Below are 26,127 nucleotides of genomic sequence, written 5' to 3'. Positions count from 1 at the left end.
GATGGACAAGCCCGCCGCCACTCGCCCTCAGCCGATGCGCCCCGAAATCCCCGGCCTCGGCAACGATCCCGCATCGGTCCGCCAGCGCGTGGAAATGCTGGAACGCGTGCTGGAGCGCAGCTTCACGATTCCGGTGATTCGCCGCGATGTGGGCCTTGATGCCATCGCCGGGCTGGTCCCCGTCCTGGGCGATGTGCTGACCGCCGCGATGGGCGCCTATGTGGTGTGGGAGGCGCGCAATCTGGGCCTTCCCAAGTGGAAGCTGTGGCGCATGGGCGCGAATGTGGCGGTGGATACGGCCATCGGCGCAGTGCCGCTCGTGGGCGATGCGTTCGACCTGTTCTTCCGCTCAAACTCGCGCAACCTGAAGATCTTGCGCAAACACCTCGACAAGCATCACCCGCAAGCGCGCGTGATCGAGGGTTAGACCTCGCTTCTACTCCGTCATTCCCGCGAAGGCGGGAATCCAGCGGATTTTGCGCTGTTTTCCGGGCTGGATGTCCGCCTGCGCGGGCATGACGAAGCTCTAGCCAGTGCCGAGAAATCAGAAATCTATCGCGATCCCGTTCTTCTCCCAGTCGCCAAAGCGCGTGGGGTCGATACCGTCAGGATCATCGCCACGCTCGATGGCCTTGGGCGCTGGTGCCGGGTCGTTGGTCCAGTGCGCGGGGCGCGTGAAGTCTGCCGGACGCGTGGTGGCGCGAGGGGTTGGGTTGTCCATGTCCCACCAGATGGGGCCGCGCGCCGCGAAGTGCAATTGCATATTGGGGCATGACCGGCGATAGGCGCTCATGGCCAGAACACAATCCGACGATGAGATCCCCGGCGTCCCCGCCCGCCGCGCTGCGCTGCGGCTGCTTGATGCCGTGCTGCGCCGGGGCGATCCGCTTGATCAGGCCGCGCCTCCGGTGCTGCGCGGGATCGAACGCGGCGATGACCGCGCACTCGCGCTTGCCATCGCGCACGAGGCGCTGCGCTGGATGGCCGATCTCGATGCGCTGATCGATGGCGCAACGCAGCAGGCCCTGCCCGACGATGCCAAGGCGCGCGCCGTCCTGCGCATCATGCTGGCACAAGCGCTGCGGCTGAACCTTCCGGGCCACGCGGTTGTCGCCACCGGCCTGCCGCTCCTGACCGGCGGTCCGCGCCGCCTTGCGCATGGTGTGTTCTCGGCGGTGACCAAGGGCGCGGCTACCCTGCCCGATGCCCCCACGCTCCCTGCCTCTGCCGCGATCCGCTGGCAGCAGGCTTGGCCAGAGCGTGTGGAGGCCATCGCCAAGGGCCTCGCCGTGCCGCCGCCATTGGACCTGTCGTTGCGCGATCCTTCAGAAACCGCGCAGTGGGCAGAACGGCTCGGTGGTCACTCGCTCGCCCCCGGCCACGTCCGCCTTGCGCGGGCAGGGGCCATCGAGGCGCTGGACGGTTTCGCAGAAGGTGCATGGTGGGTGCAGGATCTCGCCGCCAGCGTCCCCGCCCGCCTGCTGGGCGAAGGGCAGGGCCGCCGCGCGCTCGACCTGTGCGCCGCGCCCGGAGGCAAGACGCTGCAACTTGCCGCAGCCGGATGGAATGTCACCGCGCTCGACAAATCCGCGCGCCGCAACGAACGTCTGTCCGAAAACCTTGAGCGCAGTGGCCTCACCGCCGAAATCGTCGTCGCCGATGCGCTGACGTGGACGCCTGACGCGCCGTTCGACGCGATCCTGCTTGATGCGCCGTGCAGTGCCACCGGCACCTGCCGCCGCCACCCCGACGTGCTGCACCGCCTTGCCGCGATGGATGACCTCACCACACTGCAAGCCGCCATGCTCCAACGCGCCGCCACATGGCTCGCGCCCGGCGGCACGCTGGTCTACGCGGTCTGCTCGCTGGAGCCGGAAGAGGGCGAGGCGCAGGCAGCGGCCTTCACCGCGCTCACCCCCAAGCCGGTCACTGACGCAGAACTGCCCGAGGGCCTTACCGCCACCAACGGCCACTTCCGCTCCGATCCCGGAATGCTGGCCGACCACGGTGGGATCGACGGCTTCTTCGCCGCCCGCTGGACGAAGCCTTAACGCATTTTGGGCCTTAACGCGGCTTGCGCAGGATGATGTAAACCGCGCCCGCTCCGCCATGCCTCGGCTGTGCGGGGCGCACGGCGGCGATGCGGCTGGCGTGCGGGCTGTGTGCCAGCCAATCGAGCAGCTTGGCCCGGATCACGCCGCGCTGGTTCCCGCGCGCGTCCTGCTCGTCGTGCGGACGCGGCTTGCCCGCGATCAGCAACATCACGCGCGCGCCCATCGCCAAGGCCTGCGCAATCCCGCCGTTGAGCCGCGTATGCGCCGCGTCCAGCCCCATGCCGTGCAGGTCAATCGTCACATCAGGTGCAATCGCCCCGCGCGCCAGCTTGCGCTCCCAGCTTGAATCCAGCCCATGCCCTTCCAGCGGCCGGCGGGCCACGGGTGTTGGCGATGGTGTGGGCAGAGGAGGCGGCACGCGCCCCTTCACCCGCTTGGGCGGCGGCGCAGGCGGAGCTATCGCAATAACCTCGGCCACCTTGGCCTTGGGCCGCACAGGATGGATGGGCGTGATCGTCGCCGCCACTTTCTCCCACAGCGCGGCCTCTTCTGCCGAAAGGCCGCGCGGTGCTCTTACTGCGGGCGCGCGCATCAGCGCTGCCCCGAAAGTCTTGCCAGCACGCCCTTGGGCAGCAGCACCAACGCCTTGCCCCGCGCAGACATCCCGCCCGCAATGCGCCGTGCCTCTGCGCCGGCACCCCAGAACGTGTCAAAGCGGTTGGCCCCGTTGATCGCCCCGCCGGTATCCTGCGCGACCCACAGCCCATCCGCCTCGGCCCGGTCCACGTCTAGCCACACCGGCGCGCCCAGCGGCACGAAAGCGGGATCGACTGCCACCGTCGCCCGCCCTGTCACCGGCACGTTCAGTGCGCCCACCGGACCTGCCCCGGACAGTTCGCGGAAGAACACGAAGCTGCGGTTCTGCTGCATGAGTCGCCGCCCCGCATCGGGAAAATCGCGCAAGTATTTCTGGATGCCCTGCAACGACCCGTCATACTGCCCCGGCCCGCTGCCAATCAACCCACGTTCGCGCATAAGGCTGCCGATGCCGGTGTAGGGATAGCCGTTCTGCCCGGCAAAGCCGATGCGCACCACGCTGCCATCGGGCGCGCGCAAGCGGCCTGATCCTTGAATTTGCAGGAAGAAGAACTCCACGGGATCGGCTGCCCAGCCAATCTCCAGCCCTTTGCCAATCAGCGCCCCGGACTCGATCTGCGCACGGTCCCAATAGGCCGTAAACACCCCCGCCTCGTCATAGCGGCCCAGCGGCATCCGCCCATCGGGCAAGGGTTGCGCATCGCCCGCCTTGGCCCGCACCAGATCGCGCGGCATGGCATAGACCGGCACATCAAACCCCGGCTGGCGCGCCCGCACCCCGGCGATTTCCGGTTCAAAATACCCGGTGGCAAAGGCATTGCCGCCCGCCACTTCGGCGCTTTCGAAATAGTTGGCAAAGAACTGCGCTGCCTGCGTTTCAGGCCAGCCCGCTGCTGCCGCACAAGCCGGTGCCCAGTCCTCGGTCCGGGTCAGCCCCGATGTGTCGGCGCGCCGCGTCAAACGCGGGCAGGAGATAATGAAACTGCGCAAGGCCAGCGCCGCATTGTCCGCCTTGAAACCCAGCCCCGCCACCGCAGGCCCGCGCGCCACTCCGGCCAATGCGGCGGTGGGGGCGGTCACCGTCGACACAGGTGGCGGGGCCACCGGTCCGGGGCCGCGCCCTTCGGGTATCAGTCGCCCGCAGCCGCCAAGCAGAAAGAGCGCCGCGATAACCGCAGCGCTCTTGCCTTTGCCAAACCTCGATAAAACCCCCACGGTGCCTTCCCTGAAAAGGATCAAGCCTCGTCAGTTTCGTCGAGCAGCCAATCTGGATCGCGCGCCGTAATGTCGCGGCGGAAGGTCCACAGGTCACGCGTTTCAACCGCATCGTCCAGCGTTCCGGCAATCACATTGCCTTCGGCATCGCGCGTGACCGAAGCAATGTCAGCCAGAAAGCGCACGGTAATGCGCGACGTCTTGTCCTCAATGGAAGCTGCCACGATACGGGCTTCCTCAATGCGGATCACGCGGGCGACGATGGTTTCTCCCGCCGCCACACGTGCGTCGATGGCCGAATCGAACCCGGCGAACACGTCTTCGTCACACAGCTGGCGCAGCTCGTCCTTGTCCCCGCGCCAGAAGGCTTCGAGGATCATCGAATAGGCCGCTTTCGATCCGGCAAGGAACTGGGCCACGTCAAACCGGCGGTCCGCCGCGATGATCGCGCGCACGCCCGCTTCGGCGCTGTTGTCAAACGTGTTCGGTTCAGCCTGCGTCAGTTCGCGCGGGCGCGGGGCAAGCTGGCTGCCTTCGGCTCCGCGTGGGTTCACCGGCTGCCGGTTCTGTGCCGATGGATCGGGTTGTTCGATCCGGCGGCGCATCGGCTCTTCGTCATGTTCAGGGCGGCGGCCCAGAACAGAGTAAAGGCGCAGGCCCAGAAAGGCCGCAATCATCGCCAGGATCACAATTTGAACAATCACGCGCAAAGTTCCCGATAGAGCCGCTGCGCCCAATCGAGGCGCAGGGCGTCATGCCAACCTGCCTCAAATAGGTACGGATTACAAATGAACAACGCGTGCATGGCCCTTTGGGTGGTCCACTTGGGCAAGATTTCCGTCCGGTTGCGGTGTTTGTGCATTAAACAAAGGCGGATTGCTCGCGTGGGGCCACGGTGCTAGTCGCCCGCAGCAACATCCATATCTCTCGGAAAGCACGTCTGACATGGCCGACGAAGGCAACATCATTTCGAATCTCAACCTTGATGGTCCGGTTCCCAATGGCGAAGACACCTCGCCCGCCATCGGCCTGATCTCGCAGTACGTGAAGGATCTCTCGGTTGAAAACCCGAACGCGCCTGAATCCTACCAGTGGACTGAAGTCCCTGAAATGGCGGTTGATTTCAACATTTCGGCGCGCGCGATCCAGCCTGAGATTCACGAGATCGAGCTGAAGATCAACGTCACGTCCAAGGGACCAGAGGGCACCGCATTCATTGTCGAACTGGCCTATTGCGGACTGATCGGCATGCGCAACGTGCCCGATGAACAGGCCCATCCGTTCCTGTTCGCCGAAGGCCCGCGCATCCTGTTCCCGTTTGCCCGCCGCGTCATCGCCGATGCCGTGCGCGATCTTGGCTACCCCGCGCTGATGCTCGAACCGATCGATTTCAACGGTTTGTACATGCAGCAGCTGGCGCAGGCGCAGGCCACCGCCGAGGCGACTCCGGCAGGGCAAGCCTGATCTGAACACCTGAACCCGGTGGCCCGAAGGATGCGGCTATGAACCTCCTAAAGGCCACCGGCTCCATCGGCGGGCTGACCTTGCTCAGCCGCATTCTGGGCCTTGTGCGCGACAGCCTGTTCGCGCGCTTCGTCGGCGCGGCGTTCGCCTCAGACGCGTTCCTCGTCGCGTTCCGCCTGCCCAACATGTTCCGCGCACTGTTTGCCGAAGGCGCCTTTGCCGCCGCCTTCATCCCCATGTTTAACAAGCGCGTGGCAGATCCTGAGGGCAAGGGCCTGCGCGATGGGCTGGACTTTGCCGAAGCGGCACTCGCGGTGTTGCTGCCGGTCCTGCTGGTGATGACCGTCCTGCTCGAAGTCTTCGCATGGCCGGTCACGTTCGTGCTGTCGGGCCGGTTCAACGGGGTGAGCGAGGATCAGTTCGCCTATGCGGTGGAACTGTCGCGCTGGACGATTCCCTATCTCATGCTCATCAGCCTCGTGTCGCTGCTGGGCGGCATCCTGAATTCGCTGCAGAAATTCTGGGTCAATGCTGCCGCGCCGATCCTGCTGAACGTCACGCTGATCGTCGCGCTGCTCGGCTTCCATTCGGACGATCCGCTGGTCACTGCGCGCAATCAGGCGATTGCCGTGTCGGTTTCGGGCGCGTTGCAACTTGCTTGGCTGGCATGGGCCTGCCGCCGCAACGGTGTGCGCCTGAAGCTGCGCCGACCGCGCCTTTCGCCCGAAGTGAAGCAGTTGCTCAAACTGATCTGGCCCGCTGCCGCAGGCGCTGGCGCGGTGCAGATCAACCTCGTCATTTCCACCGCGCTGGCAGCCTCGCTGCTCGATGCAGGCTCGGTCACTTACATCTACATGGCGGACCGGCTGAACCAGTTGCCGCTGGGCCTGATCGGCATTGGCCTTGGCACCGTGCTGCTCCCCACCATCTCGCGCCAGTTGGGCGGGGGGGAAGAGGCGGCGGCGATGGACACGCAGAACCGCGGCATGGAACTGGCGTTGCTGCTCACCCTGCCCGCCACCGTGGCGCTGGTGCTGTGCGGGGTGCCGATCACGGCTGCGCTGTTCGGCTATGGCAAGTTTGATGCGACCGATACGTTCTACACCGCGCAGGCGCTGGCCGCGTTCTCAATCGGTTTGCCCAGCTACATTCTGGTGAAAGTGCTGACGCCCGGATATTACGCGCGGCAGGATACAAAAACGCCGGTGCGCTATGCCACGATCTCGATGGCGGTGAACCTTGTCGGCAACCTCCTGCTGATCGTGCCGCTGAAGCACATGGGCCCGCCGCTTGCTACCGCGATTGCCTCCACCGTCAACGTCTGGATGCTGTACTACACGTTGAAAAAGCGCGGGCATTTCGTGGCCGATGCGCGGTTGAAGCGGCGCGTATGGCGGCTGGCGCAGGCGGCTGTGGCGATGGGCGCGGTGCTGTGGTTCGGGCAGGGGCTGGTCATGCCCTATGTACAGGGCACGTGGGCGATCCGCCTTGCTGCGATGGCTGCTCTGGTCACCAGTGGGGTCGTCGTCTATGGCCTCGCCGCCGTCCTTACCGGGGCTTTCCGGGTGGATGACCTCAAGCTTCTCCTGCGGCGTCGCCGCTCAAACTGAAGGCACTGAAATGCGTATCGTCTCCGGCATCCAGCCTACCGGCAATCTCCACCTCGGCAATTACCTTGGGGCGATCCGGAACTGGGTGCGCATGCAGGACGAATGGTCGGCCAAGGGCGGGCAGTGCCTCTATTTCCTCGCCGATCTCCACGCCATTTCCATGCCGCACACCCCGGCGGAACTCGCCGCCAACACCCGTGAAATGGTGGCCGCGCTGGTTTCCTGCGGGATCGATCCCGACAAGTCGATCCTGTTCAACCAGGCGCAAGTCCCTGCCCATGCCGAACTGCAATGGCTGCTCAATGGCACCGCGCGCATGGGTTGGCTGAACCGGATGACGCAGTGGAAGGACAAGGCAGGCAAGAACCGCGAAGGCGCTTCAGTCGCGCTCTTCACCTACCCGGTGCTGCAGGCCGCTGACGTTCTGCTCTATCAGGCGACTCACGTTCCGGTGGGTGAGGACCAGAAGCAGCATCTCGAACTGGCGCGCGATATCGCACAGAAGTTCAACAACGATTTCTGTGCTGAATGCGCACCGCTGTTCACCCTGCCCGATCCCATCATCCCGCCCGAAGCCGCGCGAATCATGAGCCTGCGCGATGGCACGGCCAAGATGAGCAAGTCCGATCCTTCGGACATGAGCCGCATCAACCTGACCGACGATGCCGATGCGATCATGCAGAAGGTGAAGAAGGCCAAGACCGATCCCGAACCGCTGCCTGCAACGGTCGACGGCCTTGCCGGTCGCCCCGAGGCCAACAACCTCGTTGGCATTTATGCTGCAATGGCAGGCACTTCTCCGGCAGATGTGCTGGCTCAGTTCGAAGGCAAGGGCTTCGGCCAGTTCAAGCCCGCGCTGGGTGAACTGCTGGTCGAAACGCTCTCGCCAATGGCCGCGCGCTATCGCGAGTTGCGGGAAGATGGCGAGGCGCTCGATGCGATTCTGGCCAAGGGTGCGTTGAAGGCGCGTGATCTCGCCGCTCCCACTCTGGCACGCACCTATCAGGCGCTTGGCCTCGTAAGGGGCTGAATTCCGTTACCTTCATTGCTGAACAATGCGTGCCTGCAACATATGTTGCAGGCACCATTCAACGTGCATTCAGCACTTCCCGTCCAAATTGCAGGCATGCTAAGCACAGTTGCGTCCGGCAAGTCCGTTGGTGAACCATCAGGTTCGCGGTGGGCATTGGGGCGGCGGACGGCACGATAGGAGTCGCAGGATGAATTCTCATATGCACAACACGCCACGTTCGCCCGCCCGGCGCCGATTGCTCGGGCTTTCGGCAGTCTCGCTGATGATGGTAACGCTGGCTGGCTGCACCACGCCGTTCAAGGCGGACGTGAAGCGCTTTCAGTCGCAGCTTCCGGCGCCCACCGGGCAGACCTTTGCGGTCGTCGCGGATGATCCGCGCGATGCCGGGGGCCTTGAATTTGCACAATATGCAACGCTGGTTGGCCGCCAGATGGAAAAGCTGGGCTATCGCCCAGCCAATGCCGACATGGCGGACCTGATCGTCAAGTTCGATTATGGCATTGATGGCGGGCGCGATCGTATCCGCAGCACCGGCTTCAACGATCCCTACTGGGGCGGTTGGGGTGGCTGGGGCGGCTGGGGTCCGGGTTGGGGACGCGGCGGCTGGGGCCGTCGTGGCTTTGGCGGCGGCTGGGGCGGCGGTGGCTGGGGCTGGGGATGGAACGATCCGTTCTTCTTCGGCGGCGGTGGCGGCTTTGGCGGCGGCGGCGTTGATGTGGTGACGGTTTACACGTCTGGCATCGACCTCAAGATCGATCGCCGCACCGATGGCCAGCGTCTGTTCGAAGGCAAGGCAGAGGCAGCTTCGCAGTCCAACCGGCTGTCCTATGTGGTGCCCAACCTTGTTGAAGCGATGTTCACCGATTTCCCCGGCAACAACGGTGAAACCCTAAGGATTTCAATTGCTCCCGAGAAGACGACGGTAAAGCGGGTCAACTGATCCTGAACAGCACCTAGATGCACCTGGAAGCACCTTGGTGCGCCTGAACTGCCGAAACCACGCCTTGCCGATGCTCTGAACAGGGCACGGCATGGTCATCTTCCCGGTGCACTTTTTTCCAAGCGCCAAATGACATGATTGTCAGGGTTGCGGCGGACCGTTTCCGCTGCAACCCTTGCCGCCTGTGAAAAGGGGAGAGGCTGGCTATGGCACTGAAAACGCGCATCACCGAGATCCTCGGTATCGAACATCCGATCGTGCAAGGCGGGATGCAGGGCGTGGGCACGGCAGAGCTTGCCAGCGCGGTTTCCAACGCGGGCGGGCTTGGCATCCTGACCGCGCTGACCCAGCCCAGCCCCGAAGCCTTGCGCGCCGAGATTGAGCGGTGCAGCGCGATGACGGCCAAGCCGTTCGGCGTGAACATGACCGTGTTCCCCACGATAAATGCGCCGGATTACAAGGCCTATGCCCAGGCGATCATTGATGGCGGCGTGAAAGTGGTGGAGACCGCAGGCACGCAGGCGGTGCGCGAAATCTGGGAAATGCTCAAGCCGCATGGCGTGACCGTGCTGCACAAATGCACCGCCGTGCGCCACGCGCTGTCTGCCGAACGGGCCGGTTGCGATGTCATCTCCATCGATGGCTTCGAATGCGCGGGCCACCCCGGCGAGGACGACATTCCGGGCCTTATCCTGATCCCGGCAGCGGCGGACAAGGTGAAGATCCCGATGCTGGCCAGCGGCGGCTTTGGCGATGGGCGCGGGCTTGCCGCTGCGCTGGCGCTGGGTGCCGATGGCATCAACATGGGCACGCGTTTTTGCGCGACGCAGGAAGCGCCGATCCACCCGAATATCAAGCAGGCCTATATCGACAATGACGAGCGCGGCAGCCTGCTGATCTTCCGCAAATTGAAGAACACCGCGCGCGTGGGCCGCAGTCCGGTGTCCGAAGAAGTGGCGCGGCGACTGGAGCAGCCCGGTGCGACGTTCGACGATGTGAAGGAACTGGTGGCAGGCGTGGCCGGGCGCGAGATGCTGCGCACGGGCGAGATGGACAAGGGCGTGTTCTGGGCCGGGATGGTGCAGGGCCTGATCCATGATCTGCCGACCTGCGAGGAACTGGTCTCGCGCATCGTCAGCGATGCCGAAGCGATCATCAAGGGGCGGCTTGCGGGGTTCATTGCCTGAGGAAATAGAAACGGCGGCGGAGCAATGCCCCGCCGCCGCTCTGTCCGGAGGCACCGGACAGGAATGCCGCGCGCTTAGAAGCGGTCGGCGTTCATCACTTTGGTCCACGCCGCCACGAAGTCGGCCGTGAACTTGTCCTTGGCATCGCTTGAGGCATAGACTTCGGCCACAGCGCGCAGTTCCGAATTGGAACCGAACACGAGGTCAACCGGGGTTGCGGTCCACTTCACCGCGCCGCCGTTGCGCGCCTTGCCTTCATAGAGGCCCGGCGTTGCTGCCTTCGCCCAAACCGTGTCCATCGACAGCAGGTTGGTGAAGAAGTCGTTGGTCAGCGTGCCCGGACGGTCGGTGAATACGCCGGCCTTCGAACCACCGGCATTTGCGCCCAGCGTGCGCATGCCGCCCACCAGCACGGTCAGTTCAGGCACGGTCAGACCCAGCAGATCGGCCTTGTCGACCATCGCTTCAACCGGCGCATAGAACGAATCTGCCGCATAGTAGTTGCGGAAGGCATCGGCCTTTGGCTGGAGGAAGTTGAACGAATCCACGTCGGTCTGTGCTTGCGTGGCATCGACGCGGCCCGGCGTGAACGGCACGGTCACGTCCTGCCCGGCAGCCTTTGCGGCCTGTTCGATGGCCGCATTGCCGCCCAGCACCATCAGATCGGCGAGGCTCACCTGCTTGCCGCCCTTGGCGCCCTTGTTGAAGGTGGTGCGAATGGCGTCCAGCTTGGCCGTGACCTTGGCCACCTCAGCCGGATCGTTCACCGCCCAGTCCTTTTGCGGGGCAAGCCGCAGACGCGCGCCATTGGCACCGCCGCGCATGTCCGTTGCGCGGAACGACGAGGCCGAGGCCCATGCCGTGCGCACCAGTTCCGCCGTGGTCAGGCCGGATGACAGGATGCTGCCTTTCAGCTGCGCAATGTCACCGGCATCGACCGGGGCATAGGTGGCTGCTGGCAGCGGGTCTTGCCATGCCAGCGTCACCTTGGGCGCGTCCTTGCCGAGATAGCGCGCCTGCGGACCCATATCGCGGTGCGTCAGCTTGAACCATGCGCGGGCAAAGGCATCGGCCAGCGCATCGGGGTTCTTCTGCCATGCCATCGTGATCTTGCGGAAGCCGGGGTCTTCACGCATCGCGATGTCGGTGGTGAACATGATCGGTGCGTGACGCACATCGGCGCGGTGGGCGTCGGGCACCAGCGTTGCCGCTGCAGGGTCTTTGGGAATCCACTGCGTTGCGCCTGCCGGGCTTTTCGTCTTTACCCATTCGAAGCCGTAGAGGTTGTCCAGATACTGGCTGCTCCATGCAATCGGATTGGCCGACCATGCGCCTTCAAGGCCGCTCGAAACGGTGTCCTCGGCATTGCCCTTGCCGCACTTGTTGGCCCAGCCCATGCCCTGCTGTTCGATCTTGCCCATGCCCGGATCGCCCGCCACGCATTCCTCTGGCTTGTGCGCGCCGTGCGCCTTGCCAAAGGTGTGACCGCCCACAATCAGCGCGGCGGTTTCCTCGTCGTTCATCGCCATCGCGCCGAACGCGCGGCGGATGTCATTGGCGGCGGCCAGTGGATCGGGCACGCCGCCCGGGCCTTCGGGGTTCACATAGATCAGGCCCATCTGCGTTGCGCCCAGCGGTCCCTTCAGGTTGCCTTTGCCGTCACGACGCTTGTCGTCCAGCATCTTGGTTTCTGGTCCCCAGAACACCAGATCCGGCTGCCATGCATCCACGCGGCCACCGGCAAAGCCCAGCGTCTTGAAGCCCATGTCTTCCATGGCGACCGTGCCTGAAAGCACCATCAGATCGCCCCACGAAAGCTTACGGCCATACTTCTGCTTGATCGGCCAGACGAGGCGGCGCGCCTTGTCGAGGCTGACGTTGTCGGGCCACGAATTGAGCGGTTCAAAGCGCTGCTCGCCGCCGTCAGACCCGCCACGCCCGTCAGCGGTGCGATAGGTGCCTGCGCTGTGCCACGCCATGCGGATGAAGAACGGGCCATAGTGGCCATAGTCCGCCGGCCACCACGGCTGCGACGTTTTCAGTGTCTGGCGGATGTCGGCCTTCACCGCATCAAGATCGAGCGAGGTGAACTCCTTGGCGTAATCAAAATCCGGGCCATATGGATTGGCGTTGACGGCCTCGTTCTGGCGAAGCGCGGTAAGGTCTACGCTCTTGGGCCACCATTCCTTGGTCGCAGTGCCTTCTGAAATGACCGGCGATGCCCCGCCGTCCTGCGCATGGGCAGCACCGGTCAACGCCAGCACGGAACCGGCGGCCAGCAAGGCGGCCAAAGTGAATTTCCTGATTGTCATGGCTGACTCTCCTCCTGTTTTTCCCACGCATGAACGCGGGCTGGGAGGAGGGATATGTCAGTTCGGAAAGGCTGCCCAACGGGTTTGCCTCATCACAGTTATCGACAAAACCGCTGAATGTGCCGCAATTCAGCAATAAACCCGATATTGCAGCGCAGCATCCGGTGTCAGCCCAAGCCGCTCTTTCGGGCCTGCGCCACTGCTTCCATCAACTGGGTGAGCGACGCGGCACCGCCGAAACGCGCGTTGCCAATCAGCAGCCCCGGCGTTCCATGAAACTCGAGCGCCTTGGCCCCGGCATTGCTGCGGCCGATCACCGTGTCGATCTCCTTGGCGCGCGCCTTCATGTCCTGCTGCAACCGTGCCCAGTCTACGCCCGCCGCCTTCGCAGCGGCCTGCACAGAGGCTTCGGTTACGCGCCCAGGCTGCGCAAACATCGCGGCGTTAAACGCGGCGTGTTTGCCCTGCCACTGGCTGGCAATGGCCGCGCGGGCGGCCAGCAGCGAGGCCTCGCCAAAGATCGGCCAGTCGCGCCACACGATCCGCACCTTGCGATCACGTGCCAGCAATTGCGCCAGCGTGCCGTGCAGCTTCTTGCAATAGGGGCAGCCATAATCAGAAAAGACGATGACCGTCACGTCATAGCCCTTGGGCGTCGTCTTGGGTGCGAGCGCCTCTTCCGACATTGCCGGGAACGCGGTTTCGCGCGCGATGGCAGGGGGCGCGAAGGTCAGCAGGGCAGCGGCGATTGCAGCATGAAAGACGGGGAGTTTCATACGCAACCCGTGCCTTCAGATCGATGTAATGTCCACCACCGTGGGGATCACGTCATTGAGCAGCACGATCTTCTTGCGCACGATCAGCCATGCCTCGCTCTCACGCCGAAGCGCGTATTCATAGCGCCCGAAGAAGCATTCCGTCCGGTTCATCCGCACATCGAAGCGGTGGCAGGTGAACACCGCACTCACCTCTGCCGTGTCCGCATCGCCCGCCGTCAGCAGCACATTGCTGATAACATGCACCACGCGCGGCGGTGGGGAGGAAGCGGTAGACAGGCCGGACGTCAGCCGCATCACCCGGTCCTCCAGATTGCGGCGGCCCTTGTAGTAGATGAGCGAAAGCTCGCGGTCCGGGTCGGTGGTCGTCTCGGTTTCATTGCGCCACGCGGGCATCCAGAATTCGATGTCGGGCGTGAACATCGCCAGCCATTCGTCATAGCGGCGCGTATCGATCAGCAGCGCCTCGCGGAACAGCAGTTCCTCGGCTTGGGAGCGGGTCAATGTAGCCATCACTCAGCGCCTCCCATGCGCTCTGCCCATGCTCTATAGTAAGCATGGTAGAGCGTTTCGTCGCACAACTGTGAATCCGCCAGCACGCTGCGCGCAGGCGTCAGCCCGATGCGGTCGGAAAAGCGGTTTCCGCCTTCCACCGATGCGGTCATCCCGCGCGCATAGCCTTGCAGCCACGGATCGACCCTTCCGGCATAGCCGATCTGGCAGTTCTCATAACTCACTGTGTCATCAGGCGTGGCCATGCCAGTGGGATTGAAGAAATCCTCGTACTGCCGGATGCGCTGGCGGCGGGCGGCGTCGCTTTCGCCTTTGGGTGCAATGCACCATGTGCGCATTTCGGTGAGGCCGGGGCCAATCGGGCGGATCACGCGCAGCTGGCTCGATGCGTTTTCCGCCACTTGCAGGTTGGGAAAGATCGTCAGGTTGCGCATGTTGAACATCCAGTCGCGCTTGCCCTCGCCGTGCCGCTCCGCCAGCACGGCGGCGCTTTCATAAAGCGGGATCGCAGGCGTAATGCCGAACACGCCCCAGTTCAGCACGTGGCCATTGGGGAACGAATAGCTGCCGCCGCCCACGCCTTGCGTTTCTTCCTTCCAGTAGTCGCTGTTCTCCCACACCGAGGCGACCACTTCGCCGCTGGTCTCCTGCTGTCGCCGTTCCAGCACGCGGATGTACGAAGGGTGCGCGGACGTGAAGTGATAGGCGTCCGAACAGTTCTCCAGCTGCAGTTTCCAGTTTGCCTGATAGGTGAACGTCACCTGCCCCGGCACCAGTTCGGCACCCTCCTCGCTCTGGTCGGCCACCAGATCGAGCAGCTTGGCCGCCTCGCCCAGATAGTCGGCCAGCGACGGTACATCGGCGGACAGGCTGCCGAACAGGAAGCCGCGATAGTTTTCAAAGCAAGGAACGGCGGCCAGCCCGTGGTCTTGCTGGTCGAACGCGGCGCTGTAGCAGCCCGCCTTCTGCCATTTCACCGCCTTGCTGCGGCCCGCACTGTCAAAGCTCCAGCTGTGATAGGGGCACACGTGCAGCCGTGCGTTGCCCGATTGCGTCTGCGCCAGCCGCGCACCCTTGTGCGGGCAGGAATTGACGAAAGCGCGCAACTGCCCTTCGCCGTCGCGCTGCACTAGAATGGGCACGCGCCCGGCAAAGGTGGTGAAGAAGTCGTGTGGAGCGGGGGCCTGCGCTTCCAGCCCGAGGAACACCCATCCGCCTTCGAAGATCCGCGCCATCTCGGCCTCGAACACCTGCTCGTCGGTAAAGATCGCGCGGTTGACGCGGAAAATGCCCTCGTCGGGCCGGTCGTCGACATAGGCGGCTGTGTCGATGCTCATGCTACCACTGCCTCCACCAGAGTCGGTCCGTCAGCCGCGAAGGACCATTGCAGCGCCGCATCAAGCGTGGCGGCGTCCTCCGCCCGGCGCGAAACCACGCCATGCCCTTGCGCCAGCGCGCAGAAATCGAGTTCGGGGAACTGCGTGCCAACAAGGCTCTGCATCCCGAAGTGCCGTCCGAAGCTGTGCAGCGCTTCATATCGCCCGTTCTTCAGGATCACGAAGCTGATCGGCAGCCCCAGTTGCGCCGCCGCGTGCAGGCCCTGAATGGCATACATCGCCGAACCATCGCCCAGCACCGCCACCACCTTTTCGTCGCGCCGCGCCAGCGCCATGCCGACCGCTGCGGGCAGGCCATGCCCCAGCCCACCGCTGGCCGTGGTATAGAACGTATCACGCCCCACGATGGGCAGATGGTCGTGCATCGGTCCCCGGCTGGAAGGCGCTTCTTCCACTATGATCGCGCCATGCGGGCGCAGCGATGCGATCTGTTGGAGCACATAGCGGTCTGTCATCACGCTGCCGTCCAAGCGTGCCGGACGCGGGCAGGGCGCGGGTGAGGCACGCTCCATCGCCGGGGCCGGACCTTCCAGCAGCATCGCCAGTGCAGCATCGCAATTCGCGACGATGGCCGTGCCTGCCGGTGCCCATGCAGCGTGGACATGATTGTCGCCGATCAGCCAGACTTCGGCACCCTCCGGCATGTGCGGGCCTGCGCCTTCCACGTGATACAGGTTCATCGGGCCACCCAGCGCCAGCACGAAATCGTGGGCTGAAAGCGCGCCGACAATCGCCTCACGCCCTGCCGTCAGGAACCCGGCGAACAGCGGGTGATCCTCGGGGAAACTGCACCGCGCAGACATTGGCGCGACCCACACCGCTGCCTTGTGCCGCTCGGCCAGCGCAATCACCGCATCCCACGCGCCATCGCGGGCTACGCCTGCGCCGACGACCAGCGCGGGCGCACGCGCCTTGGCCAGCGCCGCGCCGCATTCGTCAATAGCGGCGCGCTCGGGCACACGCCGCGCATGGATGCGCCGCGCGGGGTGCGGATCGCACGGCTGGTCCCAATCATCGATGGGGATGGAGACGAACGTGGGACCATAAGGCGGCTCCATCGCCACGTGATAGGCACGCTCGATAGCGGCTGGCACGTCCTGCGCGCGCGCCGGTTCGCAAGCCCACTTCACGAATGGCCGGGGAAATTCGGTGGGTCGCTCGGCAAACAGGAACGGCTCATAGGGCAGGATCGATCGCGCCTGCTGTCCGGCGGTTACCACCAGCGGCGTCTGGTTCTTCCACGCGGTGAAAAGGTTGCCCAGCGCATGGCCCGTCCCCGCAGAGCTGTGCAGATTGACCAGCGCGGCGTTGCGCGTCCCTTGGGCAAAGCCATCGGCCATGCCCAGCACGACGGATTCGTGAAGCCCCATCACATAGCGGAAGTCATCAGGAAAATCCCGGAACATGGGCAGTTCGGTCGATCCCGGATTGCCGAAGATCGTGGTCATGCCCAGCTCGCGCAGCAGCGCAACGGTGGCGTGGCGGACGGTCGGCATAAAGTCTCCCAGGTGTTCGCGCCGATTTCGGCTTGTGGTCCGCAGTGTGTTGTTCGAGCGCGATAGATGCAATTGCATATTTGGCTGAAAGTCATACAGATATTGCATGGACCTGGATCAACGTCAGTTGCGCGCTTTCCTGGCCGTGGCGGAAACCGGCAGCCTTGGCCGCGCCGCCGCGCTGGTGCACCTTACCCAACCCTCGCTCAGCCGGGTGATCCAGCGCATGGAGCAGGGCCTCGGTCATCCCTTGTTCGAACGCCAGAGCAAGGGCATGACACTGACCGTGGCGGGCGAGGCGCTGCTGCCGCACGCGCGGCTGCTCCAATCCGAAATGCTCGCCGCCCGCGCTGAACTTGATGCCTTGCGGGGGCTTCGCCGGGGAACAGTGCGGATCGGGGCGGTTGCCGCCGTGATGCGAACTCTGGTCGCGCAGTCGCTCGGCCGGTTGCTGCAGGACTTCCCGCAATTGACCGCCGAAGCGATAGAGGCGGTGGACGGTGAACTCGGCGATGCGCTGGTCGGGCGGCGGATAGACCTTGCCGTGACCGCCAGCGAACTTGATCCGGCAGGCGTCGAGCTGATCGGCACATGCGATTACACCGACGGTTTCGCGGTGTTCTGCGCGCGGACGAACCCCTTGCCGCATCAGCCCGCTTTGGAGCAACTGGCCACCCAAGGCTGGGTCATGCCGGGCCGGGCAATGACCCCGCGCATCCAGTTCGACACGATCTGTGCGGGGCTGGGCCTGCCGTCGCCCTCCGTTGCGGTGGAAGCGTCATCGGTGGAAACCATGATCGCCGTGAGTGCCAGCAGCAATCTGCTGTGCTGGCTGCCCGAACCGCTGCTGGCCGCGCACCTCGCCAACGCCACCATGCGCAGGCTGGATGTTCCTGCGATGGAGCGCACGCGCAGGTTCCTGCTCTACCGCAGGCGGTCGGGCCTGCTGCCCCGCGCGGCGCGCCAGTTCCTCGATTATTTCCCGCTGCAATCGGCCCCCTAAATCCGGCTGTTGACGGCTGCTGCGAATCGCAAGGACACTCGCGCACACACGTGAGAGGGCTTTGAGACATGGGCAAAGTGGTGGTTGTTGGTGCCGGAGCGATGGGCTGCCTGTTTGCCGCGCGGCTGGCGTTGGGCGGACAGGATGTGACCGTTGTCGATGTCAGCGCACAGCGGCTGGACCTGATCGGGCGTGAGGGCATCAACCTGCATGACGATGCCGGGCATCACATCGCAAAAGTGGGCGCAGCGCTGGCTGCTGATGTGACAGGTCCAGTCGATCTGGTGATCCTGATGACCAAGGGCATGCAAAGCGCCGCCGCGATCCGTTCGGTCGCGCATCTGGATGACGGGCGCTGCCTCGCGCTGACCTTGCAGAACGGCCTTGGCAATGTCGAAGCTATTGCCGATGTGTTTGAAAAGAAGCGTATTCTATGGGGTGTCACGGATTTTCCGGCGGACCTTGAAGGACCGAACGCAGTCGCCTCGCACGGGCAGGGCCACATCTGGCTGGGCGGTATCAACACAGACGCGCACGCCCATGCCGATGCGGTGGTAGCATTGCTCAACGCAGGCCATCTCAACGCCGCCGCCGATGCCAATGTGCAATCCGCCGTGTGGGAAAAGGTCGCCTTCAACGCCGCGTTGAATTCGCTCTCGACCATCACCGGCCTCCCGGTCGGCGGGCTGGACTGCGCGGAGGGCCGCCGTATCGCGCAGCAAGTGCTCGACGAAACCATCGCCACCGCCGCCGCCCTTGGCATCCCGATGGACCGCGCCCGCCTGATGGCCAAGACCGACTTCGCGCTCGCCAACCACCGCACCCACAAACCCTCAATGCTGCAAGACCGCATTGCCGGTCGCCCGACCGAGATCGAATCGATCAACGGCGCGATAGAAAAGTTCGCAGCGCAAGCGGGCGTAGAAGTGCCAACCACGCGCTTGCTGGCCGATCTTGTGCGGATGGCCGAACCGCGCTCATAGCGCAGCCAACAATAGGTTCGAGGGTTCCCCGAAGGGATACGATGCACCCAAATTCAGCGATGTTGTTGAAGAAGAAACTGGAGCGGGCGAAGGGATTCGAACCGCGCTCGTAGCGCTTTGGCGCGGAGAGCCAGCAAAAGACTCGAGGGTTCCCCGAAGGGATACGATGCACCCAAATTCAGCGATGTTGTTGTAGAAGAAACTGGAGCGGGCGAAGGGATTCGAACCCTCGACCCCAACCTTGGCAAAATGCCGGATTACATCCGCCGAGTGTAACCCAACCTGCGCCAACCCACGCCATCCTTCTGAATATAAGTCATAATTTGGAACTCATCCTACGCCAGAGCAATCCGTTCGTGGCCTGCCGTTTCTTCCTGCCCGCTTACATTGTGCGTACATTGCCAAGGACTCCGGCTTGTGTAAGCAAAATGTCCGAAAGGACACGCTGGCATGGGCAAGCTCACCAAGACATCCATCGACGCTCTGGCGATCCCCGAGACGGGGCAGGCGTTCCTATGGGATTCTGAACTGCGTGGCTTTGGGGTGCGGGTCATTCCGTCAGGCCTCAAGGCGTTCGTGCTGCAATACCGAAACGAGGAAGGACGCAGCCGAAGGATCGTGATCGGCCGGTATGGTGTCCTCACGGTCGAGCAGGCACGCAAGCAAGTGATCGTGAAGCTCGCAGCAGTCGTTGGTGGCGCGGACCCAGCTGAGGAACGCGCGCAATCCCGCGCAGCCATCACGATCCGGGAAGTGTGCACCTGGTATCTTGAAAACGCCGAAGCCGGGACAATCCTCGGGCGCAAGCACAGGCCGATCAAAGCCTCAACGCTGGCGATGGATCGCAGCCGGATCGAGACTCATATCGTTCCGCTTATCGGCTCGAGGCAAGTCCGCGCTTTGCGCGTCTCGGACATCGAGAGAATGCAGATGGACATCGTTGCCGGGAAGACTGCCAAGCCGCGCAAGGAAGGCGGACGCGGCGGCAAGGCCGCCGGTGGCCCTGGCGTTGCCGGCCGTGCGGTCTCGACGCTGCAAAGCCTCCTCTCCCATGCGCTCCGCTATGATATCGTGGAAAACAACCCAGCAGCTGGCGTACGCAAGATCGCTGGAAAGGCTCGCACTCGTCGGCTCAGCGCCGCGGAGATCCGGGCGCTTGGCGAAGCGATGGAAGTCGCGGAGCGGAACGAGGAAAATCCGACCGGTCTCGCTGCCGTGCGAGCCCTTCTGCTGACCGGTTACCGGATCTCCGAGGTCATTGGCATGGAACGGGGTTGGCTTCACGCTGACTGCGGATATGTCCACTTCCCTGACACCAAGACCGATGGCCAAGTACGACCGATTGGCCAGGCAGCGATCCAACTGTTGAAGACCCTGCCAGTGAAGCGCGGGCTGTCGCTGTTCTTCCCGTCGGACTTTGTGGACCGGCCCTACTCGGGCGTGCCCGAAACCTTGCGCGCCCTATGCGCGATAGCAGGGATCAAGGGCGTCACACCGCATGTGCTGCGGCACACCTTCGGCAGTGTGGCCGGCGACATGGGCTTCTCCGAACTTACCATCAAGGCACTGCTCGGCCATGGCGCGCGGGGTTCCACGCAGAACTATGTCCACATCGATGAAGCGCTGCGACTCGCGGTCGAGCGGGTGTCGATGAAGATCGCAAACCTCCTCGATGGACGTGAATCGACCATCCTGCGTTTGGCGGCCTAGCGGAAATCTGCGGTTTCCCTCGTATCTGAGGGAGAACAAAATCAGACTCGACAAACGCATAACACAATTATATTGTTGTGTTCATGATGCCGGATTTGATTGAGTTGGGCTCCCCTTGCCCTTGGGCCGTGCTGCCACCTGGCATTCACGACACGACCCTTGATGAGGTTGAGGCACGCTTCGCGACCACACCGCACCGCAAGTGGCTGTTTGATGGCTTCGTCCGCATGGCGCAGGCCTTGGCTCTCGCCGGGTGCAGCTACGTCTACCTTGATGGGAGTTTCGTGACCGCGAAGCCGCATCCAGGCGACTACGACGGATGCTGGGAGCATGCCGGGGTCGACCCGGCCAAGCTCGACCCGGTCCTTCTCGATTTCGACAACAAGCGAGCAGCGCAAAAAGCAAAATACCTCGGTGAGATGTTCATTGCCGGAATGCCCAACGGGCCGGGCGGCCCCTTCCTCGACTTCTTCCAGGTCGAGAAATCGTCTGGTCAGGCCAAGGGCATTCTCCGCATTCCGCTCGCGCCGCTGAAAGGAGCGACGCCATGATCACCAACGAAAAGCAGTACAGGTCGACCAAGGCATCGGTCGAGAAGCTGGCGGCAGCCGCTGCCGCGCTTGAGGTGCCGACCAGCGACTTCCCTGAAGTGTTCGCGAAGGCACAGCGGTCGGCGCTGCGCAGCCAGATCGACGAACTCGAGGAGGAAGTGGGCTTCTACGAGGACCTCCGCGCGGGCAAGATCTCTGAATTCTCGGCGGACAGCTTGCACGACCTGCCCGATATCCTCATTCAGGCCCGCATCGCGCGCGGCATGAGCCAGAAGGATCTCGGTGATTTCCTCGGCGTCGCTGAACAGCAGATCCAGCGCTACGAAGCCGACCGCTACCGGATGGCAAGTCTCGACCGCCTCACCGAGGTGGCTGACGCGCTGAACGTGCGCATCGTCGAGCGCGCCCAACTGCTCGGCAGCCCGAAGCTCGATAGCGTCGATCCGTCAGTCTGGCAGGCATTCCCGTTCGCCGAAATGTTCAAGCGTGGCTGGTTCGAGGACTTCTCGGGCACGCTGCCGCAGGCCAAGAAAGCTGCTGGCGAGCTGATCCCGGCATTCCTACAGGGTGCTCACTCGCAGTTTGTGCCGATGGCCCTGCACCGCAAGTCGGTGCGATCGAGCGGACAAGTCCATGAGGCTGCTATTGCCGCTTGGGAAGCGCGGGTTCGGACACTCGCCGATCGCAATCCCCCGGACCGGGCGTTTGATCGGGACCGTTTCACCGCGGACTGGGTGCGCGGCCTCGTCGGGCTCAGTCTGGAAGACAATGGTCCGCGCCTCGCAGCCGACTACCTGCGCGATGCAGGCATATCGCTGGTGATCGAACGCCACTTGCCAGGCACATTGCTTGACGGCGCTGCGCTGGCGTCAGCCGATCATCATGCAATTGTCGCGATGACCCTGCGTCACGACCGGCTCGACAACTTCTGGTTCACGCTGCTCCATGAGATCGGCCATCTGAAGCTGCACATCCGGTTGGGTGAATTTTCGGCGATCTTTGACGACAACGATTCGCCAGCATCTGACAAGGTTGAGCAGGATGCCGACTATTTTGCGCAAGAGGCCTTGATCCCGGAGGCGAACTGGAACCTGGCTGTGTCGCGCTTCACCCGCAACGACAAGGCGGTCGTGGCCGACGCCAAGCGCTTCGGTGTGGCACCTGCAGTGATCGCCGGCCGGATCCGGCGAGATGCGAATGACTACACCCTGTTTCGCACGCTCGTTGGCAATGGCGAAGTTCGCCGCCAGTTCGAACTCTGAGAGGCGACGAAATGCCGATCACGCACACCGACTACGTTCCGATCCTCAAATGGCGGCAGGGCGAATACCAGGCGCTCTTCCGCTTGCCGGACGCCGTCAAGGACAGGACCGTTCCTCTTATCGAGGTTACACCCCCCGATTTCGATTTCGAGACTTGGACTCCTTCGAAGTCGATCGACGATCACGTCGCAAAGTTTGCCGCTCGTTTTCGCGCGAAATGGGGAACGCGCCTTGCGCTGCTCGACTGCGGCCTGCTGGATCCGGCTGAGGTAATGCAGGACGGTAAGCATCCAATGCAATTCCTGTGCGAGGAGGCGTCCGCACGGGGTGCAACGCTTATCCCGGTCATCAGGCTCGACAACAACACCGCCTATCGCTCGGCCGTGAGGACCGCGAACGTGATGATGCAGACCGGAGTGGTACTACGTTGTTCTCTGGATGAAGCTTTGGATCCCGCTTTTGACGCCAATGTCGGTACAATGCTGCAGCAACTCGGTGTGACCATTGCCGACTGCGATGTCGTCCTCGATCTCGAAGCACCAGCATGGGATCCACAGGACGTGTTGATCAACATCGTCACCGCTGCGATCCAGGCATCGAATGTGATGGCGGCTGCGCGCAGCCTCATTCTCGCGGGTACATCATTTCCCGCATCCATGGCCGAGGTCACTGGTCCGATCCAATTCTGGCCTCGGCGGGAATGGATGTTTTTCCGGGCGCTCCTGGCTGCTCTGGGCGAGACCGTCCGCAAACCGACATTTGCTGATTATGCCATTGCCGCTAATGGGTACTCACAGATGGACATGAGGAAGGTAAAGCCTTCGGCGACGATCCGTTATGCCTGCGACGATGGCTGGATTATTGCCAAGGGTGTCAACGTGCGTGACAACGGCTTCGGGCAGTATCGGGGATGCAGCGGCACCGTCGCAGGCTCGGCCCATTTTCTGGGCTCGGGCTTCTCGCCCGGCAGCGACTATATCGAGCAATGTCGAGACGGGATTGCCGGCACCGGGAGCCTTACCACATGGCGGTGGGTCGGCTCGAACCATCACATCACAAAAGTGGTGGTCGATCTCGCCACGATGTTCGGGCCTTGAGAGTTTCGCGGACAATCTGCGAGAGACGGCGCAGCGGCAGCCTATCCACCAACATCTTGTAGAGCGTCGCGCGTGGCGCGCGGAGTTCTCGCTCCGAAACGCTAAGACTTCTGAGGATCGCCTGCGCTTCAGGCCGCCACAGCAGACGGGCCAGAACGAGTGGATCGATGCCCTTGTTTGCTCGTTCCGGTCGAACGCGACGGAACCGCACCCCTTGGGTCGTGCCGCGCTCAGCGACCATGATGCCCCACCAATCGGGCACGATCGTCATGGCCGACGCAAGATGTTTGGGATCGACGATTAACAAGGCCTTGTCGACGACCTCGCCATAGGCGGTCACCTGCCGAGGCAAGCGCTCCAAGGTGTCAGCTTCACTCTTGATTTCCACGCCGCGAATGTGACCATTGATCACGGCAATATCGATCCGGCAGCTGCCGTGATCGAGGCCGAGTTCATCGATGACCAGAGTGTCGGGGCAGGCTTGGGCGTGCGTCAGCAACCGCCGATAGGCGGCCTGCCTTACATCACTGTCCCGAAGCGGTCTCGAAGCCATGCCGAATCGATAGCCGTGGTTATAGCAGAGTGGCAACGGCCAATGTTACGCCGGCCCTGCCAGGACCACTATCCGCGGGCTGGCATATGGCTGGCATCGAGGCGGCGATGGATCAACGAGACCAAGGTCAAAAGATCCTGGGCATCACCCTTCGACATCGGCCAGTGGATGCGAGGCTCATGCGCCGTTGGGTTGCGGAACATCCCGAAAGTTCCACGCACGAGATTTGCAAATCCCCGCTGCTCACCCCGTTCGCTTTCGCTTGAAAGCGGGTTGATCGCGATCATCGGCGGCGTTCCGCCCAGAGCACGATCGACAAGTGTCGAGCCATCATCAGTCAATCCTGTCTTGGCCCTCATTTTCGCAGCGACGCTCTTCACCGCTTCCTGCACCGCATGGAAATAGTCGTCGGCGACCAGCTCTGCCCGGCAAAATGCCAGCACGTCCCCATGAACGCCTCGCGTTTCGAGGTCGCAGCGCAGTTCGTTCGCGCGACGTTGGGCCTCAGGCAACGTCGTGGCGACGGTCACCACCTCGATTTCACCGGCTTCTGTGACCACCAGCCCGGCGAAGGCCAACGCAAAATTCAGACTCGTCCGCATGGGTTCGAAGCGATCCGGGTCGCGTACATAGCGCGCCGGCTTCATCGCATTCCGAATGAAGCCGAGCACGCGGGTCCGATCACCGCTCCGGTTCTGGCTCTCGGCGAACGCATTATAGATCCTGACACGCTTCGTGATCGGGCCAGGATCGGTCATTTCGCACCTGGCGATCAGCATTTCGATCTCGGTGCCCTTCAAGCCCACATCGGTATCGCCAAGTGCGCCGGCGATCGCCTCGAGTTTGGCTTGTGAAAACAGCTTCTTCATTCCGCGACCGCCAGTTCAGTTTCCGGCCCAGCCGATGGTGGGGACGCCCAGTCGGGCAATTGTCCGAGGTCTGCCAACTCTGCTCTCACGAGACCGTCGAGCACTTCCGGGAAAAGCCGGGCCATGATCCGCCAAAGGGCATGATTCTGATCCACCTGAGCCTCGCTCTGCTTGGCTTCGGCGATGATCCGGCGGAGCGAATCCTTCTCAAGCAGGTAAGACAGGGAAGTCGAACCCACAAAGGTCTCGATCAGGCTGGCGCAATGCTTGAAGTCGGATCCGCTCAGCTTGCTGTTGAGCATGGACAATACCGCACTCTCGCCGGAAAACTTGGTGATGTGGAGAACCGGGCGACCGGCGGCTGCGCTGTGCGCCACCGAACACAAGATCGCGTAAAGCACCGCTGTGTGAGCACGGGCGCGGTGGGACCGCTCGAGCCAGAAATCCCGCTCCCATTCCCACACACCGGGAGCGCCCGACTTCATGTCCGACCATGGGTCTTCGTAGTGGTTGCTATATTCCGGTGAGTTCGGCCGCTCTTCCCGGGCCAGTTTCATAGCATCCCACCAGCGCGCCCGCTCCTGCTTGCTGCGCTTCTTCAAAACCTCCGATCGACAATCTTCCACAAATGCCGATCGACCAGTGCCAGTCTGGAGATCATCCAGCACGACCAGCCGCGGTTCGCGCCAGCCGCCATGGCCATTTTCCATGAAGCATTTGAGAACAAGGGTGCCGCGCTCGATCGAAGCGGCCTCCGTCTCATCATCGAATACAAAGGCATTGCCGCGCTGCATGGCTACGACATCATGGAATCCCTGCGGCATCGGTTCTTCAAGGCTGTTGAAGATCCATACCAGGGCGATGCCCTCAGCATCATAGTGCACATGGCGGGCAGCGACTTCTGGAGCGAAAGGCTTCGACAACTGCACTTCCAGCGCGAAGCGACCAAGGCCGCTCAGGTCGGTGTAGACATCAGGCCACCGACCGCGCTTATGGATTTCTGATCGCAGGTAGGTGTTCACCGCGCTGTGCGAACAGCGAGGGTCAGCTTTGACCAATTGCTCGATCGTCGAGCACAGTCGGCGGTGTAGCGCAGACTCCTGATGCCCTTGGTATTGGGCTGCACGAGCATCATCTTCACGCAGATTGTTGCCTTCGTACCACGGGCAATCTCTGCTCGCTTCGGGGTAATGTGCGTACATCGGGATATGGTCGCCCCGATCAGCTTGTGCCCTGATGAAAATCCCACCTTCACAAAGCCGGCACTTCGCTAGAGGTCTGTCGCGGTCCTCGCGGCGGCGCACATTGATCTGGGTCCGCAAATGCTCCCAGCCAGCACGGGGCATTGCCATCAGCTGCTCGATCGTGAGAACACCGGCAATAAAAGGGGCCATTCATCGGACGGTAGCACCGGATTAAAAAGGGGCCACTCCTGCTAGACCTTCGCCTTTGCGCGGAGGCGGAGGGTGAAGAGAGTGGAACTTTATCTCAAGGTTCGCCGCGCT

General features: G+C 63.2%; 25 protein-coding genes. 13 read left to right on the top strand and 12 right to left on the bottom strand.

Translation table 11 applies throughout. From position 1 onward, the window contains the following. Position 1: 1 nt before the first annotated feature. Positions 2–427, top strand: a complete 426-nt coding sequence (locus Q8R81_RS00540; protein ID WP_305615125.1) for a DUF4112 domain-containing protein — start codon at positions 2–4, stop codon at positions 425–427. A 117-nt stretch (positions 428–544) separates the two neighbouring features. Here the strand turns inward: Q8R81_RS00540 and Q8R81_RS00535 are convergent, their stop codons facing one another. Beyond that, on the bottom strand, positions 545–721 hold the full coding sequence (locus tag Q8R81_RS00535; RefSeq protein WP_305615123.1) for a DUF1674 domain-containing protein: 177 nt from the start codon (positions 719–721) through the stop codon (positions 545–547). Positions 722–791: 70 nt separating this feature from the next. Here Q8R81_RS00535 and Q8R81_RS00530 point away from each other — a divergent pair, with 70 nt between their 5' ends. Continuing rightward, positions 792–2,051 carry an RsmB/NOP family class I SAM-dependent RNA methyltransferase gene (locus Q8R81_RS00530; RefSeq protein WP_305615121.1) on the top strand — a complete coding sequence of 420 codons (1,260 nt, stop codon included), beginning with the start codon at positions 792–794 and terminating at the stop codon, positions 2,049–2,051. A 13-nt stretch (positions 2,052–2,064) separates the two neighbouring features. On the opposite strand, the gene Q8R81_RS00525 is transcribed toward Q8R81_RS00530, so the two are convergent. From Q8R81_RS00525 to Q8R81_RS00515, 3 genes are read right to left on the bottom strand one after another with little or no spacing between them, the layout of a single operon-like run. After that, positions 2,065–2,646: a Smr/MutS family protein gene (locus tag Q8R81_RS00525; RefSeq protein ID WP_305615120.1), complete on the bottom strand. Its 582-nt coding sequence runs from the start codon at positions 2,644–2,646 to the stop codon at positions 2,065–2,067. After that, a complete protein-coding gene (locus Q8R81_RS00520; protein WP_305615118.1) occupies positions 2,646–3,866 on the bottom strand; it encodes a murein transglycosylase A in 1,221 nt (406 codons plus the stop codon). The genes Q8R81_RS00525 and Q8R81_RS00520 overlap by 1 nt, the downstream gene beginning before the upstream one ends. A 20-nt stretch (positions 3,867–3,886) precedes the next feature. After that, on the bottom strand, positions 3,887–4,570 hold the full coding sequence (locus Q8R81_RS00515) for a Tim44/TimA family putative adaptor protein (protein WP_305615116.1): 684 nt from the start codon (positions 4,568–4,570) through the stop codon (positions 3,887–3,889). A gap of 241 nt (positions 4,571–4,811) precedes the next feature. On the opposite strand from Q8R81_RS00515, the gene secB reads away from it, so the two are divergent. The 5 genes from secB (at position 4,812) to Q8R81_RS00490 (ending at position 10,100) form a co-directional block, all read left to right on the top strand. Beyond that, entirely contained in the window at positions 4,812–5,330 is a 519-nt protein-coding gene (secB, locus tag Q8R81_RS00510; RefSeq protein ID WP_305615114.1) for a protein-export chaperone SecB, read from the top strand. Positions 5,331–5,368: 38 nt separating this feature from the next. Then, positions 5,369–6,940, top strand: a complete 1,572-nt coding sequence (gene murJ / locus Q8R81_RS00505) for a murein biosynthesis integral membrane protein MurJ (protein ID WP_305615112.1) — start codon at positions 5,369–5,371, stop codon at positions 6,938–6,940. Positions 6,941–6,950: 10 nt separating this feature from the next. Beyond that, on the top strand, positions 6,951–7,970 hold the full coding sequence (gene trpS / locus Q8R81_RS00500; protein ID WP_305615110.1) for a tryptophan--tRNA ligase: 1,020 nt from the start codon (positions 6,951–6,953) through the stop codon (positions 7,968–7,970). A gap of 190 nt (positions 7,971–8,160) precedes the next feature. Next, on the top strand, positions 8,161–8,913 hold the full coding sequence (locus Q8R81_RS00495) for a DUF4136 domain-containing protein (protein WP_305615108.1): 753 nt from the start codon (positions 8,161–8,163) through the stop codon (positions 8,911–8,913). 206 nt (positions 8,914–9,119) lie between these two features. After that, positions 9,120–10,100, top strand: a complete 981-nt coding sequence (locus Q8R81_RS00490; protein WP_305615106.1) for a nitronate monooxygenase family protein — start codon at positions 9,120–9,122, stop codon at positions 10,098–10,100. Positions 10,101–10,174: 74 nt separating this feature from the next. On the opposite strand, the gene katG is transcribed toward Q8R81_RS00490, so the two are convergent. From katG to mdlC, 5 genes are all read right to left on the bottom strand, one after another. Next, positions 10,175–12,412, bottom strand: a complete 2,238-nt coding sequence (katG, locus tag Q8R81_RS00485; protein WP_305615104.1) for a catalase/peroxidase HPI — start codon at positions 12,410–12,412, stop codon at positions 10,175–10,177. Between the two features lie 167 nt (positions 12,413–12,579). Next, positions 12,580–13,188: a thioredoxin domain-containing protein gene (locus Q8R81_RS00480; RefSeq protein WP_305615102.1), complete on the bottom strand. Its 609-nt coding sequence runs from the start codon at positions 13,186–13,188 to the stop codon at positions 12,580–12,582. 15 nt (positions 13,189–13,203) lie between these two features. Continuing rightward, positions 13,204–13,701, bottom strand: a complete 498-nt coding sequence (locus Q8R81_RS00475) for an aromatic-ring-hydroxylating dioxygenase subunit beta (protein ID WP_305615100.1) — start codon at positions 13,699–13,701, stop codon at positions 13,204–13,206. Further along, positions 13,701–15,038: an aromatic ring-hydroxylating dioxygenase subunit alpha gene (locus Q8R81_RS00470; protein ID WP_305615099.1), complete on the bottom strand. Its 1,338-nt coding sequence runs from the start codon at positions 15,036–15,038 to the stop codon at positions 13,701–13,703. The genes Q8R81_RS00475 and Q8R81_RS00470 overlap by 1 nt, the downstream gene beginning before the upstream one ends. After that, the gene (mdlC, locus tag Q8R81_RS00465; RefSeq protein ID WP_305615098.1) at positions 15,035–16,594 is read right to left on the bottom strand and encodes a benzoylformate decarboxylase; all 1,560 of its coding nucleotides are present in this window, start codon (positions 16,592–16,594) and stop codon (positions 15,035–15,037) included. Before mdlC ends, Q8R81_RS00470 begins: the two co-directional genes overlap by 4 nt. 106 nt (positions 16,595–16,700) lie before the next feature. On the opposite strand from mdlC, the gene Q8R81_RS00460 reads away from it, so the two are divergent. From Q8R81_RS00460 to Q8R81_RS00435, 6 genes are all read left to right on the top strand, one after another. Beyond that, on the top strand, positions 16,701–17,597 hold the full coding sequence (locus tag Q8R81_RS00460; protein WP_305615097.1) for a LysR family transcriptional regulator: 897 nt from the start codon (positions 16,701–16,703) through the stop codon (positions 17,595–17,597). A 68-nt stretch (positions 17,598–17,665) separates the two neighbouring features. Further along, complete coding sequence (locus Q8R81_RS00455; protein ID WP_305615095.1) at positions 17,666–18,580, top strand: ketopantoate reductase family protein; 915 nt, start codon at positions 17,666–17,668, stop codon at positions 18,578–18,580. 450 nt (positions 18,581–19,030) lie between these two features. Further along, positions 19,031–20,290 (top strand): site-specific integrase, encoded by a 1,260-nt coding sequence (locus Q8R81_RS00450; protein ID WP_305615093.1) that lies wholly within the window; start codon positions 19,031–19,033, stop codon positions 20,288–20,290. An 83-nt stretch (positions 20,291–20,373) separates the two neighbouring features. Beyond that, a complete protein-coding gene (locus tag Q8R81_RS00445; RefSeq protein ID WP_305615091.1) occupies positions 20,374–20,841 on the top strand; it encodes a hypothetical protein in 468 nt (155 codons plus the stop codon). Continuing rightward, on the top strand, positions 20,838–22,103 hold the full coding sequence (locus Q8R81_RS00440) for an XRE family transcriptional regulator (RefSeq protein ID WP_305615089.1): 1,266 nt from the start codon (positions 20,838–20,840) through the stop codon (positions 22,101–22,103). The genes Q8R81_RS00445 and Q8R81_RS00440 overlap by 4 nt, the downstream gene beginning before the upstream one ends. Positions 22,104–22,114: 11 nt before the next feature. Beyond that, the gene (locus Q8R81_RS00435; protein WP_305615088.1) at positions 22,115–23,200 is read left to right on the top strand and encodes a beta family protein; all 1,086 of its coding nucleotides are present in this window, start codon (positions 22,115–22,117) and stop codon (positions 23,198–23,200) included. On the opposite strand, the gene Q8R81_RS00430 is transcribed toward Q8R81_RS00435, so the two are convergent. The 3 genes from Q8R81_RS00430 to Q8R81_RS00420 form a co-directional block, all read right to left on the bottom strand. Next, positions 23,157–23,753, bottom strand: coding sequence for a sce7726 family protein (locus Q8R81_RS00430; RefSeq protein WP_305615086.1), 597 nt, complete (start codon positions 23,751–23,753; stop codon positions 23,157–23,159). The genes Q8R81_RS00435 and Q8R81_RS00430 overlap by 44 nt on opposite strands. Before the next feature lie 68 nt (positions 23,754–23,821). Next, a complete protein-coding gene (locus Q8R81_RS00425; RefSeq protein ID WP_305615084.1) occupies positions 23,822–24,622 on the bottom strand; it encodes a TIGR02391 family protein in 801 nt (266 codons plus the stop codon). Then, a complete protein-coding gene (locus Q8R81_RS00420; protein WP_305615082.1) occupies positions 24,619–26,016 on the bottom strand; it encodes a hypothetical protein in 1,398 nt (465 codons plus the stop codon). The genes Q8R81_RS00425 and Q8R81_RS00420 overlap by 4 nt, the downstream gene beginning before the upstream one ends. Positions 26,017–26,127: the final 111 nt, after the last annotated feature.

This window comes from Novosphingobium sp. (assembly GCF_030696665.1).
Lineage (GTDB): Bacteria > Pseudomonadota > Alphaproteobacteria > Sphingomonadales > Sphingomonadaceae > Novosphingobium.
The sequence above is the reverse complement of the archived record's forward strand: the minus strand, read 5'-3'. Positions and strand labels throughout refer to the sequence as shown.

Bases quoted from the DNA above. Each gene is read 5' to 3' on its own strand.
- Q8R81_RS00540 (WP_305615125.1), top strand. From the start codon at position 2: ATGGACAAGCCCGCCGCCACTCGCCCTCAGCCGATGCGCCCCGAAATC.
- Q8R81_RS00535 (WP_305615123.1), bottom strand. From the start codon at position 721: ATGGACAACCCAACCCCTCGCGCCACCACGCGTCCGGCAGACTTCACG.
- Q8R81_RS00530 (WP_305615121.1), top strand. From the start codon at position 792: ATGGCCAGAACACAATCCGACGATGAGATCCCCGGCGTCCCCGCCCGC.
- Q8R81_RS00525 (WP_305615120.1), bottom strand. From the start codon at position 2,646: ATGCGCGCGCCCGCAGTAAGAGCACCGCGCGGCCTTTCGGCAGAAGAG.
- secB (WP_305615114.1), top strand. From the start codon at position 4,812: ATGGCCGACGAAGGCAACATCATTTCGAATCTCAACCTTGATGGTCCG.
- murJ (WP_305615112.1), top strand. From the start codon at position 5,369: ATGAACCTCCTAAAGGCCACCGGCTCCATCGGCGGGCTGACCTTGCTC.
- trpS (WP_305615110.1), top strand. From the start codon at position 6,951: ATGCGTATCGTCTCCGGCATCCAGCCTACCGGCAATCTCCACCTCGGC.
- Q8R81_RS00495 (WP_305615108.1), top strand. From the start codon at position 8,161: ATGAATTCTCATATGCACAACACGCCACGTTCGCCCGCCCGGCGCCGA.
- Q8R81_RS00490 (WP_305615106.1), top strand. From the start codon at position 9,120: ATGGCACTGAAAACGCGCATCACCGAGATCCTCGGTATCGAACATCCG.
- katG (WP_305615104.1), bottom strand. From the start codon at position 12,412: ATGACAATCAGGAAATTCACTTTGGCCGCCTTGCTGGCCGCCGGTTCC.
- Q8R81_RS00480 (WP_305615102.1), bottom strand. From the start codon at position 13,188: ATGAAACTCCCCGTCTTTCATGCTGCAATCGCCGCTGCCCTGCTGACC.
- Q8R81_RS00475 (WP_305615100.1), bottom strand. From the start codon at position 13,701: ATGGCTACATTGACCCGCTCCCAAGCCGAGGAACTGCTGTTCCGCGAG.
- Q8R81_RS00470 (WP_305615099.1), bottom strand. From the start codon at position 15,038: ATGAGCATCGACACAGCCGCCTATGTCGACGACCGGCCCGACGAGGGC.
- mdlC (WP_305615098.1), bottom strand. From the start codon at position 16,594: ATGCCGACCGTCCGCCACGCCACCGTTGCGCTGCTGCGCGAGCTGGGC.
- Q8R81_RS00460 (WP_305615097.1), top strand. From the start codon at position 16,701: ATGGACCTGGATCAACGTCAGTTGCGCGCTTTCCTGGCCGTGGCGGAA.
- Q8R81_RS00455 (WP_305615095.1), top strand. From the start codon at position 17,666: ATGGGCAAAGTGGTGGTTGTTGGTGCCGGAGCGATGGGCTGCCTGTTT.
- Q8R81_RS00450 (WP_305615093.1), top strand. From the start codon at position 19,031: ATGGGCAAGCTCACCAAGACATCCATCGACGCTCTGGCGATCCCCGAG.
- Q8R81_RS00445 (WP_305615091.1), top strand. From the start codon at position 20,374: ATGATGCCGGATTTGATTGAGTTGGGCTCCCCTTGCCCTTGGGCCGTG.
- Q8R81_RS00440 (WP_305615089.1), top strand. From the start codon at position 20,838: ATGATCACCAACGAAAAGCAGTACAGGTCGACCAAGGCATCGGTCGAG.
- Q8R81_RS00435 (WP_305615088.1), top strand. From the start codon at position 22,115: ATGCCGATCACGCACACCGACTACGTTCCGATCCTCAAATGGCGGCAG.
- Q8R81_RS00430 (WP_305615086.1), bottom strand. From the start codon at position 23,753: ATGGCTTCGAGACCGCTTCGGGACAGTGATGTAAGGCAGGCCGCCTAT.
- Q8R81_RS00425 (WP_305615084.1), bottom strand. From the start codon at position 24,622: ATGAAGAAGCTGTTTTCACAAGCCAAACTCGAGGCGATCGCCGGCGCA.
- Q8R81_RS00420 (WP_305615082.1), bottom strand. From the start codon at position 26,016: ATGGCCCCTTTTATTGCCGGTGTTCTCACGATCGAGCAGCTGATGGCA.